We start from the raw sequence: 14,531 nt of genomic DNA on the forward strand, positions 1-14,531 counted from the left end.
ATTCTTTTACAGTTCTTTTCGTAATCGGGCAACAGGAATATTCAACTGCTCACGGTATTTGGCTACGGTACGTCGGGCGATGTTATAGCCGCGATCGTTCAGGATTTTTTCAAGTTTGTCGTCTGAGAGGGGATTGAGTTTCGGCTCATTATCAATCAGGTCTTTCAGAATATTTTTCACTTCCCGGCTGCTGACATCTTCGCCCGAATCGGTCGAAATTCCTTCGGAGAAGAAATACTTCAGTGGGTAAATCCCAAATTCCGTTTGAATGGACTTGCTGTTCGCTACCCGCGAAACCGTTGATACGTCCATGTCGATCATGGTAGCAATGTCTTTCAGGATCATGGGCCGAAGCCGGGATTCGTCGCCGTTTAGGAAAAAATCGTACTGAAACTGCACGATCGCGTTCATGGTCCGGAGCAGGGTTTGCTGCCGCTGCTTGATGGCATCGATAAACCACTTGGCCGCGTCTAGTTTTTGCTTCACGAACGACACCGTTTCTTTCAGCACCTTATTCTGCTTTTTGCTCTTATCATACGTATCGAGCATATCGGCAAACGAGCGACTGATCCGCAGTTCCGGCGCGTTCTTCGAGTTTAGCGTCAGTTCGAGTTTGTTGTTGTTATTGGTCAGAATAAAATCCGGAATCAGGTATTGAACCGTTCCCGACTCGCCTTCTACCGAGCCCGGTTTAGGGTTCAGCCTGATGATCACGTCGACGACCTTTTTAAGTGATTCGTCGCTGATATTGAGTCGTTTCTGGATTTTATCGTAATGTTTCCGGGAAAACTCGTCGAAAAATTCGTCGATAATACGAATGGCTAACGTAACGCAGGAATCAGACTGGTCCTTACGTCGAAGTTGCAGCAACAGGCATTCCTGCAAATCGCGGGCGGCAATACCCGCCGGGTCAAACGACTGAATCTGGTGCAATACGGCTTCTACCTCGTCGGTGTCGGTAAAGATATTCTGGGAGAAGGCCAGGTCGTTCACAATGGCCTGCAGCGAACGTCGGATGTAGCCGTCGGCTTCAATGCTCCCAACAAGTTGCAGGCCAATGATTCGTTGTTCTTCGGTTAGATTCAGATACCCGAACTGCTGCATGAGTGAGTCGATCAGGCTCGAACTGGTCGCCAGCGGCATATCGCGCTCTTCTTCGTTATAATTGCCATCGCCCTGCATTTTATAACCCGCGTAATCTTCATCCTGAATATAGCTGTCGATGTCCAGATCGTTGTCACGCTCTTTGTAATCATCCAGTTCATCGTACGGGTCGTCTTCTTTCTGATCGTAATCGTCGTCCGCCCCCTCTTCCAGCGCCGGGTTTATTTCCAGCTCTTCTTCGACACGTGTGTCTAGTTCGGCGGTCGGAATCTGCAAAAGCTTGATAAACTGAATCTGCTGCGGAGATAGCTTTTGCTGGAGCGACTGCGAAAGACTTAATTTCTGCATGATACGGCTATAGATTAATCAGTTACGTTGAGTGATTGGTGAAATAGGCAAAGTGCCCTTCGCAAATATCAGACCAAAATAATAAGATTTTTGTTTTTATGCCTGTGAATTTTGTGTAAAGTATTCACACACTACCTTCGTGTTTATGACAAATAAGCTCTACGATACGTCGCTAAGTCTCCTGACCGATCTGTACCAGATAACCATGGCCTACGGCTACTGGAAATCGAAAACAGCCGAAAAAGAAGCTGTGTTCAATCTGTATTTCCGGAAAAACCCATTTAATGGGGGGTTTACCATTGCCTGCGGACTGGCCAATGTCATCGGCTATATCGAAAACTTTGGCTTCTCGAAAAAAGACCTGCGTTACCTGCGCAGCATGACCGGTAACGACGGGAAACCGCTGTTTGAGGAGGGGTTTCTGGAATACCTTGCCAACCTGAAACTGACCTGCGACATCGAAGCCGTTCCCGAAGGGACAGTTGTGTTTCCAAACGAGCCACTCGTGCGGGTGCGTGGACCGATTCTGCAATGTCAACTGCTCGAAACGCCCCTGCTGAATCTGATTAATTTCGAATCCCTAATTGCGACGAAAGCCGCTCGGTTGCGGTTAGTGGCCGATACCGATACGTTGCTTGAATTTGGACTACGTCGGGCACAGGGCGTGGATGGGGGCATGACGGCTAGCCGGGCCGCTTACATTGGTGGTTGCGATGCTACGTCGAACGTACTGGCCGGTAAGCTTTACGACGTACCGGTACGGGGGACACACGCTCATAGCTGGGTGATGTCGTTCGATGATGAGCAGCAGGCGTTTGATACGTATGCCAGCGTATTGCCCAATAACGTAACGTTGCTGGTCGATACGTACGATACGTTGCAGGGGGTTCGTCATGCGATTGAAACAGGACGCATGCTGGAAAAACGCGGGTATAAACTGGCCGGCATCCGGCTCGATTCGGGCGATCTGGCGTACCTGAGCATTGAAGCCCGGAAGCTTCTGGATGCGGCTGGTTTTCACGAAACGGCCATTGTGGCCAGTAATGATTTAGACGAAACGATCATCAATAGCCTGAAGCAGCAGGGCGCAAAAATTAACATCTGGGGCGTTGGGACCAAGCTCGTCACGGCCTTCGATCAGCCTGCGCTGGGCGGTGTTTATAAATTAGCGGCTTTGCGGAATGAATCTTCGGGAGCCGAAACGTCGGACCACCGTGAGACGGGCCACCGTGTGACGGACCACTGGGTATACAAGATGAAATTATCCGAACAGGCGATTAAGATCTCAACGCCGGGCATTCAGCAGGTACGGCGGTATCGGGATGAGCGGGGTTTTATGGCCGACATGATTTTTGATTCAGACATGAATGAGACCGATCATCATCTAACGAACAAACCAGCCACGATGATCGACCCGCTGGATTTTACCAAACGCCGTCGCTTCGATCCGAAGCAGGCGTATGAGGATTTGCTGGTTCCTGTTTTTCAGAACGGCACGTGCGTTTATGCGTTACCAACGGTTCACGAAGTACGGGCGCGGGTACAGACCCAGCTGGCCAGTCTGCATTCGGGCGTGAAGCGCTTTGTGAATCCACATACGTATCCGGTTGGCTTAGAAAAGAACCTCCACGAGCTGAAGACGGAGTTAATTATGAAGCTACGGGAAGGCGTTGAGCAATAGGATGAAACGAGATTGTTACTCATTTCTTTATTTCTTAATCCCAGACTAACGGACTGTATCAAACTTTTCTGTTTTTTTACCAATCCAATCATGCTAATATCTCCATCATGCAACCTATTGAACTAGTGGTATTTGATATGGCCGGCACCACGGTAACCGACCACCACGAGGTAGAGCGGTGTTTCGCTGAGGCCGCTAACGAAACGGGCCTCTCCGTTTCCGATGAACGGATTCTGGCCATGCAGGGCCTGTCGAAACGCTACGTATTCGAAACCCTCTGGAAAGAGCAACTTGGTAATGAAACGGATGTAACGCCACAGGTTGACGTATCATACGATGCGTTCCGGCGCATTCTGGAAAATCATTACCGGACGCACGGTGCAACGCCCACCGAAGGCTGTCTGGAAACATTTGCCTACCTGCGCGAACGCGGTATCGCTATTGCCCTGACAACAGGCTTTTATCGGGTCGTAACGGATATTATTCTGGAGAAACTGGGCTGGCTGAATGGCCTGAACGACCAACGTATCGGAAGCCCTGACAGCATGATTCAACTGTCCATTGCCAGTGATGAAGTAGAGCGCGGCCGACCGTACCCGCAGATGATTGAAAAAGCGATGCACATGCTGGGCGTGAGCGATCCGAAAGCGGTTGTCAACCTTGGAGATACGCCTTCTGATTTGCTATCAGGTCGTGCGGCTGGGGTTGCGCTGAATCTGGGCCTCACGAATGGCACCCATTCTCGCGAGCAGTTGGAAGCGTACCCGCATGACCGGTTGCTGGCCTCACTCAAGGAACTGCCCGCGCTGGTAAGCTCCCGGACCGAAACGATTAATGCATAGCAGGAAGAAGGGGAGGAGAGGGACGAAAGAGAGGAAGGATAAGTAGTCAACGTTCGTCTCTTTTCTCCCTTTCGTCCCTTTTCTCCTTTCTCCCTTTCCTCCTTCAATTTATGCCTTCTTACGATTTGATTGTTATTGGTGCCGGCACGCTCGGTACGTTTCATGCGTATCATGCTGCCAAAGCCGGACAGCGTGTATTATTGCTCGAAAAAGACCGGTACCCGGTTGGTGCCACCGTGCGCAATTTCGGGCAGGTAGTGCCATCCGGGTTAGCAGGTCGCTGGTTTGATTATGGTCGCCGGAGTCTGGAAATTTATCAGCAGATTCAACAGGAAACCGACATAACCGTTCGGCAAAATGGCACGATTTACATTGCATCGGACGCTGACGAATGGACACTGGCGAATGAACTCCACGATCGCTACCAACGGATCGGCTATACCAGTGAGTTGCTGAGCAAAGCACAATGTCTGGCTAAGTATCCGTCGCTGCAACCTGATTACGTTGTAGGCGGCATTTTCTTTCCGCAGGAAATGAGCGTTGAGCCAGAGCAGATGATTCACCGGCTGATTGGGTATGTACAGCAAAAATATGGCGTTGATTATCGGCCAGGTTCCGTTGTGATCGATGCCGAGTCGAATGCCAGTGGTGTTACGGTAACGCTTAGTAATCGGGAGCAATTCCAGGCTGGGCGCGTGCTCATTTGCAGCGGTCACGAAGTGCGCTTGCTATTCCCGGACGTATTGGCGAAGGCTGGTTTGGTAGTCAGTAAATTACAAATGCTGCTGGCTGAACCGGTGGCTGGTCTGGCCCTGCCGGGAAATATTCTGACAGGTTTAACAATACGTCGATACGAAGCTTTTCAGGAATGTCCATCTTACAACAATCTGAAAACGCCAGAAGCGCTGGCCGAGCTTAAAAAATGGGGAATTCATATTCTGTTCAAGCAAGCTATTGATGGCTCAATCATCGTGGGTGATTCGCACGAATATGCCAGCGCGACAGAGGCCGAAGACCTAGGTTACCATACGCAGGATCACATTAATGAGCTGATGCTGGCCGAAGCCCGACGGATTGTTACGTTTCCGTTAACGATTAAAAAAACCTGGGCGGGTTTCTACAGCCAGACAAAAGACGAAATCTTTGAACATACTGTCGATGAGCGTATTCGCATCGTTACGGGTATTGGTGGAAAAGGCATGAGTTCGGGAGCAGGCTATGCAGAAGAGAGCATTCGGCAATGGTTAGGGGTACATGCATAAGTTTTCACATGAACTAGTATTAATTATTTGTTGTGTGTCGATTAAGGTATTGTGAATATTTGATAGGTTTGTTTATTATGTAGTAAAAACCGATTAATATTAAGGTAACAACCACAACGTACTTTTGCAGAAAAATACCCAAGTAATTAACTAACCTACTTTTACGTATGAAGCATTATTTACTGTCTTCTGCGCCACCGATTCAGGCTTTTCGCCGGTTGTCGGTGGCGTTTTTATTTTGTCTGGTGCCTGGCTTAGTCGCGTGGGCACAAACCATAACCGGCACGGTCGTCGCTGCCGATGATAATAAGCCATTGCCGGGGGTGTCAATCCTGGTAAAAGGGACAACATCGGGTACAACCACCCGCGCGGATGGTACGTATACGCTTAACGTAAACAATCCTGCCGGAGCAACGCTGACGTTTTCGTTTATTGGCTACCAGAGTCAGGAAGTTTCGGTTGGCAATCGAACGACTATTAATGTATCAATGACCGTTGGCTCATCCACACTGAGCGAAGTGGTTGTAACGGCACTTGGTATTAAAAAAGACATCCGGCAAACCGGCGTCGCTATTCAAACCGTTGATGGTAACCAACTGCTCAAAGCTCGTGAACCTAATCCGGTCAACGCCCTAACCGGTAAGGTTGCCGGGTTAACGATTGGGGCTTCGTCGGAATTGCTGGGGCGGCCGAACATTTCACTACGGGGAAATTCTGACGTATTGTTTGTGGTGGATGGTATCCCCATTACGTCGGATACCTGGAACATCAGCGCCGATGATATTGAAACCTACACGGTATTGAAAGGTGCATCGGCATCGGCCCTGTACGGATTCCGGGGGAAAAACGGCGCGATCCTGATCACCACCAAGCGCGGTACAAAAGATAAGCGTGGTTTTTCGGTGGAAGTGAATACCAGTCAGATGTTCGATAATGGGTTTATTGCCATTCCGAAAGTGCAGGATGAATACGGTCCCGGCGATCACGGTATTTATGCGTTTGGCGACGGAAAAGGTAATGGTCTCAACGATGGCGATTATGATGTCTGGGGCCCTGCGCTAAATGGTCAGTTAATTCCGCAGTACGACAGCCCAGTGGTGCCGGGTCAATCGTTCACCACTACGTTTAAGCGAGCTGGTAGCGACGATGTTGTTTTCACCAGCAACCGCCAGCCCACGCCTTATTTGCCACGAGGAAAAGACAACCTTCGCCGGTTTATCCAGACGGGCGTTCTGTCGAACAACAACATCGCTGTAGGCGCATCCGGGGAAAAATATGACATGCGATTTTCGCTCTCGTACAACCATCAGCGCGGGCTGGTACCGAATACGAAATTAGACGTCGTGAATTTTGCCCTGAACGGGGGGTATGATTTTTCACCGAAACTACGCTTTGAAGCCAGTCTGAACTATAACCGGCAGTTTACTCCCAACTTTCCAGACGTAAACTATGGGCCAAACTCGCTGATTTACAACATTATTGCCTGGGGTGGTGCCGACTGGAATATTGATGATATGAAGCAGATCTGGCAGCCGGGTAAAGAAGGTACTCAACAGATTTACGCTGAATATCAGCGGTACAATAATCCCTGGTTTCTGGCCAAATACTGGTTGCGTGGCCACTACAATAATAACCTCAACGGCTATACCTCGCTACGTTACCAACTGGCCGACGGATTGCAACTGACGGGCAAAACGCAGTTGACGACCTACAATCTGCTACGTACCGAAAAGCTCCCGTATTCGGCCACTACGTATGGTCGTGAAGAAGGTCGGGGTGATTACCGCGAAGATCGTCGGGCATTATTCGATAACATCAATCAGTTGTTGCTTCAGTATACCAAAAAAATTACGCCTAATCTGGCTATTAACGCTCTGGTAGGGGGCGAAGCTCGTATCTTCAACTATAACTCCGATTATGCCAGTACCAATTACCTGAACGTACCGGGTGTTTACAATTTTGCCAACTCGTCGAACCCCGTTCAGGCGTCAAATTTTCAGGCGGATATGCGCGTATTATCGGCTTATTACTCGGCTGACTTTACATATCGCGACTACCTAACGCTGACTGCTACGGGGCGGCTCGATAAACTCTCGACATTACCGAAGGGCAACAACGCGTATTTCTATCCATCGGTAGCGCTGAGTACAGTTCTCTCCGACTACATTCCTATGCAGGCTACTCCCATTTCGTTTCTGAAACTGCGGGCGTCTTATGCGAACGTAAAGGATGGTCTGACCCAATCAACCATCAGCTCAACCCCCGGCGCGTCGTTCCCAGTCGGTTATGGCGACAATTATTCGTCGTCGTATGGTGGACCAACGTATGACAATTCGGCGGTATATTCGCTACCGTTATCGTACAACAATAAACCAGCCGCTTACTATACCAATACGCTCAACAATCCAAATCTGAAACCCAATTCAACTTCCCAGACAGAGTTTGGCTTAGATATTCGGTTCCTGAATAACCGGTTGGCGCTGGATGCGGCTTATTACATCAGCAACGATGGTCCGCGGATTTTCACCCTGCCTTCGTCGGAAGCCACGGGCTATACAGGTCGATTGGTGAATGGAATTCTGACGCAGAAAAAAGGAGCCGAAATCTCACTGACAGGCCAGGCGCTACGTACTGCGAAGGGGTTCAACTGGGATGTCGTCGCCAACTATTCGACGTTTACGCAACGGCTGAAAGAAGTTTATCCAGAAGCCGGAATTAATACACTGGCATCGAATTACTTTGTGAGTAGCAGCAGCGGTTCGCGCTTCATTAATCCCGGCGACCGTACCGACGGATTCTATTCGGGGGCATTTGTCAGAACACCCGACGGCCAATTGATCAACGATGGGGGCGGGCGGCCTATCGTGAATCCAGTATCACAATTTCTGGGGTATGTGAACCCGAAATTTGTCTGGGGCATTAACAACCGATTCAGTTATAGGAATATCAATTTCAGCTTCCAGTTCGATGGGCGCGTCGGGGGCGTAATTGCCAATTACGTCCGCCAGAAGACATTCCAGGGGGGGCGTAATATTGAAACCATACAGGGCGCTTTTGGCGAAGCCCGGAAGAACGATGTGCAGGGAATCAAATCCTATTTAGGTGAAGGCGTTTCGTTGGCGAGTGGAACGATTAACTACGATGTAAACGGTAATGTACTTAACTATGGTGAGTTAAAGTACGCGCCCAATACAACCCAAACGTATGCACAGGATTACATCGCCCGGGTATATGGGCAGTCGGAAGCGTTTCTTATGGACCGGAGCTATGCCAAACTGCGCGAAGTAATTATCGGCTATACCATTCCGCAATCGGCCCTGCGACGTTTGGGTGTTAAGCAGGCAAGCGTATCGCTGGTCGGACGGAATCTTCTGTATTTTGCTCAGTATAAAGACATTGACCTCGATCAATACCTGACCGGTGGTTACTCCGGTTTGCAAACGCCAACGACACGTCGGTACGGAATCAATCTGAATCTGGTATTCTAAAAACTAATTGTCTTAGGTATCCATGGGCCTCAGCCCGTGTTTCTTTAAGAGATTTCTCCCTCAAAACACGGGCTGAAGCCCATGGATACCTAAGACAACTATAGACATGAAAATAATGAAACTTTATAAACGCATACTTCTTCCAGTTTTCGCTCTCGGTCTCACGCTGACCGGATGCGAAAAACCGTTCGATCAGCTCGAACAGGACCCAAACCGACCGACCAGTGCTCCGGCTTCGCTGGTGTTTAATGGTGTGCTCAACAGCATGTATAGTGTAGCTGGTGGCGGTGGATGGAACGATTCGCAACGCTATAATCAGTTCTACGCCAGCAATTACAATTACTACGCAACCAACGATTACGCCTGGACGTCAACGGATCTCTATTATACGACTCTGAAAAACGTCGTAAAAATGGAAGAAGAAGCCAAAAAAGCGGGTCTGCCGGATGTGAACGCGTATTCGGCACTGGGAAAATTTTTTCGGGCTTATTTCTTCGAGAACATGACCAAACGCGTTGGCGACGTACCGTTGACAGAAGCACTGCTGGGATTGGATAATCAGACGCCCAAATACAATGCACAGAAAGATGTGTACGTGCAGATTCTGAAATGGCTCGACGATGCCAACACGGACCTGACAACATTGATCGCCAAAGCCGATAATAACCTCACCGGCGATATTTATGTCGGTAATAGCCTGACTAAGTGGCAAAAAGCAGTCAATACGTTTAAATTACGGGTGCTGATCAGCTTGAGCAAGAAAGAAACTGACACCGATCTGAACGTAAAAGCGCGCTTCGCCGAAGTGGTGAATAACCCGGCTAAATTTCCGGTGATGACCTCTATGGACGATAATCTGCAATACGTCTACAACAATCAGTTCAACAAGTATAATCGTAACCCGGATAATTTTGGGGCAAACGCTACACGTGAGAACATGGCCGCTACGTATCTGGGAACGTTAACGACGCTGAAAGATCCCCGGACGTTTGTCGTGGCAGAACCGGCTACAGCAAAAGTGGCCGCCGGTGCCAAGCCCACTGATTTTGCCGCTTTCGTGGGCGCTTCATCGGGAGAAGATCTGGCTGTTATGTCGTCAAATGCCGGGCAGGGTTTGTATTCGTTCCAGAATCGGAGACGGTATTACAGTACGTATACGGCTGAACCCTACATTGTTATTGGCTACCCCGAATTACAGTTTACGATTGCCGAAGGGATAAATCGGGGTTGGGCAGCAGGAAATGCCGAAGATTATTACAAGAATGGTATTCAGGCTTCGTGGGGCTTTTACGGGTTGAAAGATGGCGCTAATACGGTCTACTTCTCTGCCGATGGAGGTTATAAAGTCTTCAATACGTATACGGTTAATGTAAGTTTCGCTGATTACTACGCTCAGTCAGCGGTGAAATACGTAGCTGGTGCAACGGGGCTAAGCCAGATTCTGACGCAGAAATACCTGGCGTTCTTTCAACAGTCGGGTATGGAAGCCTTTTATAACCAGCGCCGGACAGGTGTACCGACCTTCCTGACTGGACCCGGTACAGGCAATAGCCAGCGCATTCCGTTACGTTGGCAGTATCCGGCCACAGAGCGCTCCTATAACACAGCGAATAATAGTGCTGCCATTACCAGTCAATATGCTGGCAACGATGACATCAATGCCGCGATGTGGGCGCTGAAGTAGTTTTTCAGCCCTATAAGGTTTTTAAAACCTTATAGGGCTTTTTCTTTATAGGCATATCATGCGTTTAATCTGGTTTCTACTCAGTTTTTTTATAAGCGTCTCCACCCTGGCGCAACCGGCACAAAACCTGATTCTGGTGACGATGGATGGCGTCCGCTGGCAGGAAATTTTCAACGGGGCCGATTCGACGCTGCTGTTCGATCCGGTCTACAGTCGCGATACGGCCAGCGCTCGTAAATTATTCTGGGCACCGACGGCTACCGAACGGCGGGAGCGGTTCATGCCGTTTCTGTGGAACACGATCGGTAAGCAGGGGCAACTGTATGGCAACCGGCAGAAAGGCAGCCGTATGAACGTATCGAATCCGCACTGGTTCAGCTATCCGGGTTATAACGAAATTCTGAGTGGCTATGCGGATGACCGAATTAAGTCGAACGACAAAATTGACAATCCGAACGTAACGGTGCTGGAGTTTCTGAATCAGCAACCGGGTTACAAAGGCAAAGTAGCCGTTTTCTCATCCTGGGATGTCATTGAAGCCGCCGTCAACGAGAAGCGGAGCGGCATTCCAGCCAGCTCGGCCAATGAAGCAGGTAAACCCGTTACGTCTGCCGATTCGTTGCTGAGTGATCTGACGATGCTGTATCCAAGAGAGTTTGGTAATGGGGTTCGGGCTGATTTTTTGACGTATTTCACGGCCCGGCAATACGTTAAGCAAAAGCAACCGCGCGTCCTGTTTCTCTCATTCGACGAAACCGACGATCTGGCCCATGCCGGACGTTATGCCGATCACCTGCGTATGGTGCAATCCATCGACCGATACCTAGCTGATCTATGGCAATTGATCCAGAAAATGCCGCAGTACGCCGGAAAAACAGCGATGGTCATTACCTCCGACCACGGTCGCGGACATACGCCCAAAGCCCGCTGGAAAGATCACGGCACCAAAACCGCCGACTCGTACCAGATCTGGCTGGCCGCTATGGGCCCCGGCATTAGTACGTCGGGCGAGCAAAGCAACGGTCCGGTTTTGTTTCAGAATCAGATAGCGGCTACCTTGGCTCGTCTGTTGGGTTTTGAGTTTAAAACCGATCACCCGGTTGGACCACCGATTGATAGCCTGATTGGCAACAAGTGACAATAGATACTGACTTTTTATGCGTAAGTTGTCATTGAGCTATCACGTGGTTTACGTGGTGTCAGGTTCGAAAACCTGACACCACGTAAACCACGTGATAGCTCAATGACAACAGAATGATTATCGACAATGAATCGTAGAACCATCCTCAAATCAGCCGCTCTACTGCCTTTCGTTTCAGGCTCTAATGAGCTAATTACGTCGGCTCCTATGGCCCGCCAACGTAGCGTTCGGTTTGCCTACATTGGCGACACGCACATTTTGCCCGAAGCCAAACCGATGGAGGGCGTAGCGAAATGTTTTCATCATGCGCAGAGCCATTCCGATAAACCAGCGTTCGTGTTACACGGGGGCGATGTGATCATGGATGCACTGGCGAAAGATCGTTCCGACGTACAGAAACAGTGGGACGCCTGGCATACGGTGATGAAGGCTGATAACTCGCTACCTATCGAATATTGCATTGGAAACCACGACGTATGGGGATTTGAGGGAGCCAAAGCTGATCCTCAGTATGGCAAAAAATGGGCCGTTGACCTGATGAAAATTAGTGGACGTTATCGCTCATTTGACCGCAACGGCTGGCATTTCATTATCCTGGACAGCGTACAGCCCAGGCCGGATGGAAAATGGTATACCGGCCATATCGACCCGGAACAACTGGATTGGCTGAAGCAGGATCTGGCAAAAACGGGCACGAAGACGCCTACGCTGGTCCTGTCGCACATCCCCATTTTCAGCCCAACCGGATTTTTTAGTGAGCAGAATGTCAAAGACGGCAACTGGTCGATTTCCGGAGGTTTGGTTTTGTCCAACACCCCGGAGTTGCTGAAATTATTTTATCAGTACCCGAATGTAAAAACAGCGTTAAGCGGCCACATGCACCTGCTCGACCGGGTTGATTATAACGGGGTTACGTACTTGTGCAATGGCGCCGTAAGCGGCAACTGGTGGAAAAGTGATACGTATCAGCAAACCAAAGCCGGCTACGCCCTGATTGATTTATACGACGACGGTACGGTTGAACGAACCTATTTGCAGTACACGTAACGTCTCTTCTGGTGTATCATGGAAACAATTGCAACTCTTTTTGCTGACGGTGGACAGGAGGCTTATTATGGCGAACCCGTTACCCAACTCGAACATGCGCTTCAGTGTGCGTTGCTAGCCGAGCAGGCCGGAGCCGATGACGAAACGATCGCGGCCGCTTTTCTGCACGACATTGGTCATTTGCTTCCGCCCGAGCTTGCCGGTGGTTATATGGATGGCTACGGGGCCGTCGATCACGAGAAACTCGGCGCCGACTATCTGCGTGAGCGAGGATTTTCGGAGAAAGTGGCGCAGTTGATTGAGCATCACGTTAATGCCAAACGCTATCTGGTAGCCAAAAATCCGAAATACTTTGCCCGGCTGTCGGAAGCAAGTGTGAAAACGCTGGAGTTTCAGGGTGGGCCGATGACGATAGAGGAAGCAGCCGCGTTCGAAACCAATCCGTATTTCAAGGGTATTCTGCAAATGCGGACTTGGGACGAACAGGCGAAAATTCCGAACCTGCCTACGCCCGATATGGCTTATTACCTGGCTAAATGTCAACAGGTAGTCAATAATGGGTAAAATCCTGTCTCACCAGACTACTTCGTATGCGATCACCTGCTTTTCTGCGTAACCCTACTACGTTTGTCATCTTTGGGGCTACAGCCGCGTTCTGTACCTACGCCTGCATGTATGCGTTTCGCAAGGGCATCACCGCCGTTACGTTCGAGGGTATGGCCTTTGCCGGAATCAGCTATAAAATCTGGCTCATTACGGCACAGGTTTTCGGCTATGCAATGTCGAAGCGAATTGGGGTGAAGGTCGTTTCGGAAATGTCGCCGGGTCGTCGGGCCGTTAATTTGCTGCTCTTTATTGGGTTGTCAGAGATAGCGTTGCTGGGCTTTGCGCTCGTTCCGGCTCCCTGGAATATCATTTTCCTGTTTTTGAATGGCTTACCGCTGGGCATGGTCTATGGCATCATGCTGGGCTTTCTGGAAGGACGTCGGCAAACGGATGCGATGGTGGCCGGACTGACCGCTTCGTTTATTTTCGCATCGGGATTCGTCAAAACCGTAGCTCTGACCATCAAGAGCGATTGGGGGGTATCGGAGTTCTGGCTACCCTTCGTGACGGGCGCTTTGTTTGTAGTTCCGTTGCTGATATCGACTTATGCACTAACCTTGCTACCTCCCCCCACGGCCGAAGATCAGGCACAACGTACCGAACGCAAACCAATGAATGCCAGTGAGCGTCGGGCGTTTGTTAAAAACTTTGGTCCGGGCCTGATACTGCTGATCGTTTCCTACGTACTACTCTCCGCTTTTCGTGATTTCCGCGACAACTTCGGGCCGGAGATCCTGCGCGACGCGGGCGTTGAGAATCCGGGGATTTTCGCCAAAACCGAAACCATGGTGGCGGTAGGTGTGCTGATGGTTATGGCCCTGCTTCAGCGGGTGAAAGACAACTTCCGGGCGTTTGCCTTCCTGAATGGAATCATGCTGGCGGGCGGATTGCTGGTCGGATTCAGTACGTATGCTTATTCTCTCAATCTTCTCTCGGCCGGAAACTGGTTTCTACTCACAGGATTAGGTTTGTACATGGGCTATGTGCCCTGCAATGGGTTGTATTTCGAGCGTCTGGTGGCCGCTTTTCGCTACGTTAGCACGGTGGGCTTTATCGTGACACTGGCCGACTGGTACGGTTATCTGGGCAGCGTAGCCGTATTACTCTACAAGAATTTTGGTCATGCGAACATCAGCTTTCGTGAATTCTTCATGTACGGAGGCTATATTCTGGCTGTTGTGTATAGTGTGCTGGTGATTGCTTCATTTAGCTATTTCCGACGTCGGTATCGGGCTGAAATTGCCCTTCGCGAGCCGGAGCCTGTTAGTTGAGGCATGAAATGAGTAGGTTCCGATGCTAAGTAGTTTGCTAGATATGTAAACCTATTT

General features: G+C 49.9%; 10 protein-coding genes. 9 read left to right on the top strand and 1 reads right to left on the bottom strand.

Annotated features, from left to right (window positions below):
* Window positions 1–6: 6 nt before the first annotated feature.
* Entirely contained in the window at window positions 7–1,452 is a 1,446-nt protein-coding gene (gene rpoN, locus IC230_RS11605) for an RNA polymerase factor sigma-54 (protein WP_191039141.1), read from the bottom strand.
* A 145-nt stretch (window positions 1,453–1,597) separates the two neighbouring features.
* Here rpoN and IC230_RS11610 point away from each other — a divergent pair, with 145 nt between their 5' ends.
* The 9 genes from IC230_RS11610 (at window position 1,598) to IC230_RS11650 (ending at window position 14,474) form a co-directional block, all read left to right on the top strand.
* Window positions 1,598–3,133 carry a nicotinate phosphoribosyltransferase gene (locus IC230_RS11610; protein ID WP_191039142.1) on the top strand — a complete coding sequence of 512 codons (1,536 nt, stop codon included), beginning with the start codon at window positions 1,598–1,600 and terminating at the stop codon, window positions 3,131–3,133.
* Between the two features lie 107 nt (window positions 3,134–3,240).
* A complete protein-coding gene (locus IC230_RS11615) occupies window positions 3,241–3,975 on the top strand; it encodes an HAD family hydrolase (RefSeq protein WP_191039143.1) in 735 nt (244 codons plus the stop codon).
* A gap of 110 nt (window positions 3,976–4,085) precedes the next feature.
* Entirely contained in the window at window positions 4,086–5,237 is a 1,152-nt protein-coding gene (locus tag IC230_RS11620; protein ID WP_191039144.1) for a TIGR03364 family FAD-dependent oxidoreductase, read from the top strand.
* 167 nt (window positions 5,238–5,404) lie between these two features.
* Window positions 5,405–8,725 carry a SusC/RagA family TonB-linked outer membrane protein gene (locus IC230_RS11625; RefSeq protein ID WP_191039145.1) on the top strand — a complete coding sequence of 1,107 codons (3,321 nt, stop codon included), beginning with the start codon at window positions 5,405–5,407 and terminating at the stop codon, window positions 8,723–8,725.
* 115 nt (window positions 8,726–8,840) lie between these two features.
* Window positions 8,841–10,409 (top strand): SusD/RagB family nutrient-binding outer membrane lipoprotein, encoded by a 1,569-nt coding sequence (locus IC230_RS11630; RefSeq protein ID WP_191039320.1) that lies wholly within the window; start codon window positions 8,841–8,843, stop codon window positions 10,407–10,409.
* Window positions 10,410–10,467: 58 nt separating this feature from the next.
* Entirely contained in the window at window positions 10,468–11,547 is a 1,080-nt protein-coding gene (locus tag IC230_RS11635; RefSeq protein ID WP_191039146.1) for an alkaline phosphatase family protein, read from the top strand.
* 129 nt (window positions 11,548–11,676) lie between these two features.
* Window positions 11,677–12,597, top strand: coding sequence for a metallophosphoesterase family protein (locus IC230_RS11640; RefSeq protein ID WP_191039147.1), 921 nt, complete (start codon window positions 11,677–11,679; stop codon window positions 12,595–12,597).
* An 18-nt stretch (window positions 12,598–12,615) separates the two neighbouring features.
* The gene (locus IC230_RS11645) at window positions 12,616–13,161 is read left to right on the top strand and encodes a phosphonate degradation HD-domain oxygenase (RefSeq protein WP_191039148.1); all 546 of its coding nucleotides are present in this window, start codon (window positions 12,616–12,618) and stop codon (window positions 13,159–13,161) included.
* A 26-nt stretch (window positions 13,162–13,187) separates the two neighbouring features.
* On the top strand, window positions 13,188–14,474 hold the full coding sequence (locus IC230_RS11650; RefSeq protein ID WP_191039149.1) for a DUF5690 family protein: 1,287 nt from the start codon (window positions 13,188–13,190) through the stop codon (window positions 14,472–14,474).
* Window positions 14,475–14,531 lie beyond the last annotated feature (57 nt).

The sequence above is a fragment of the Spirosoma validum genome (assembly GCF_014699035.1).
GTDB classification, from domain to species: domain Bacteria; phylum Bacteroidota; class Bacteroidia; order Cytophagales; family Spirosomataceae; genus Spirosoma; species Spirosoma validum.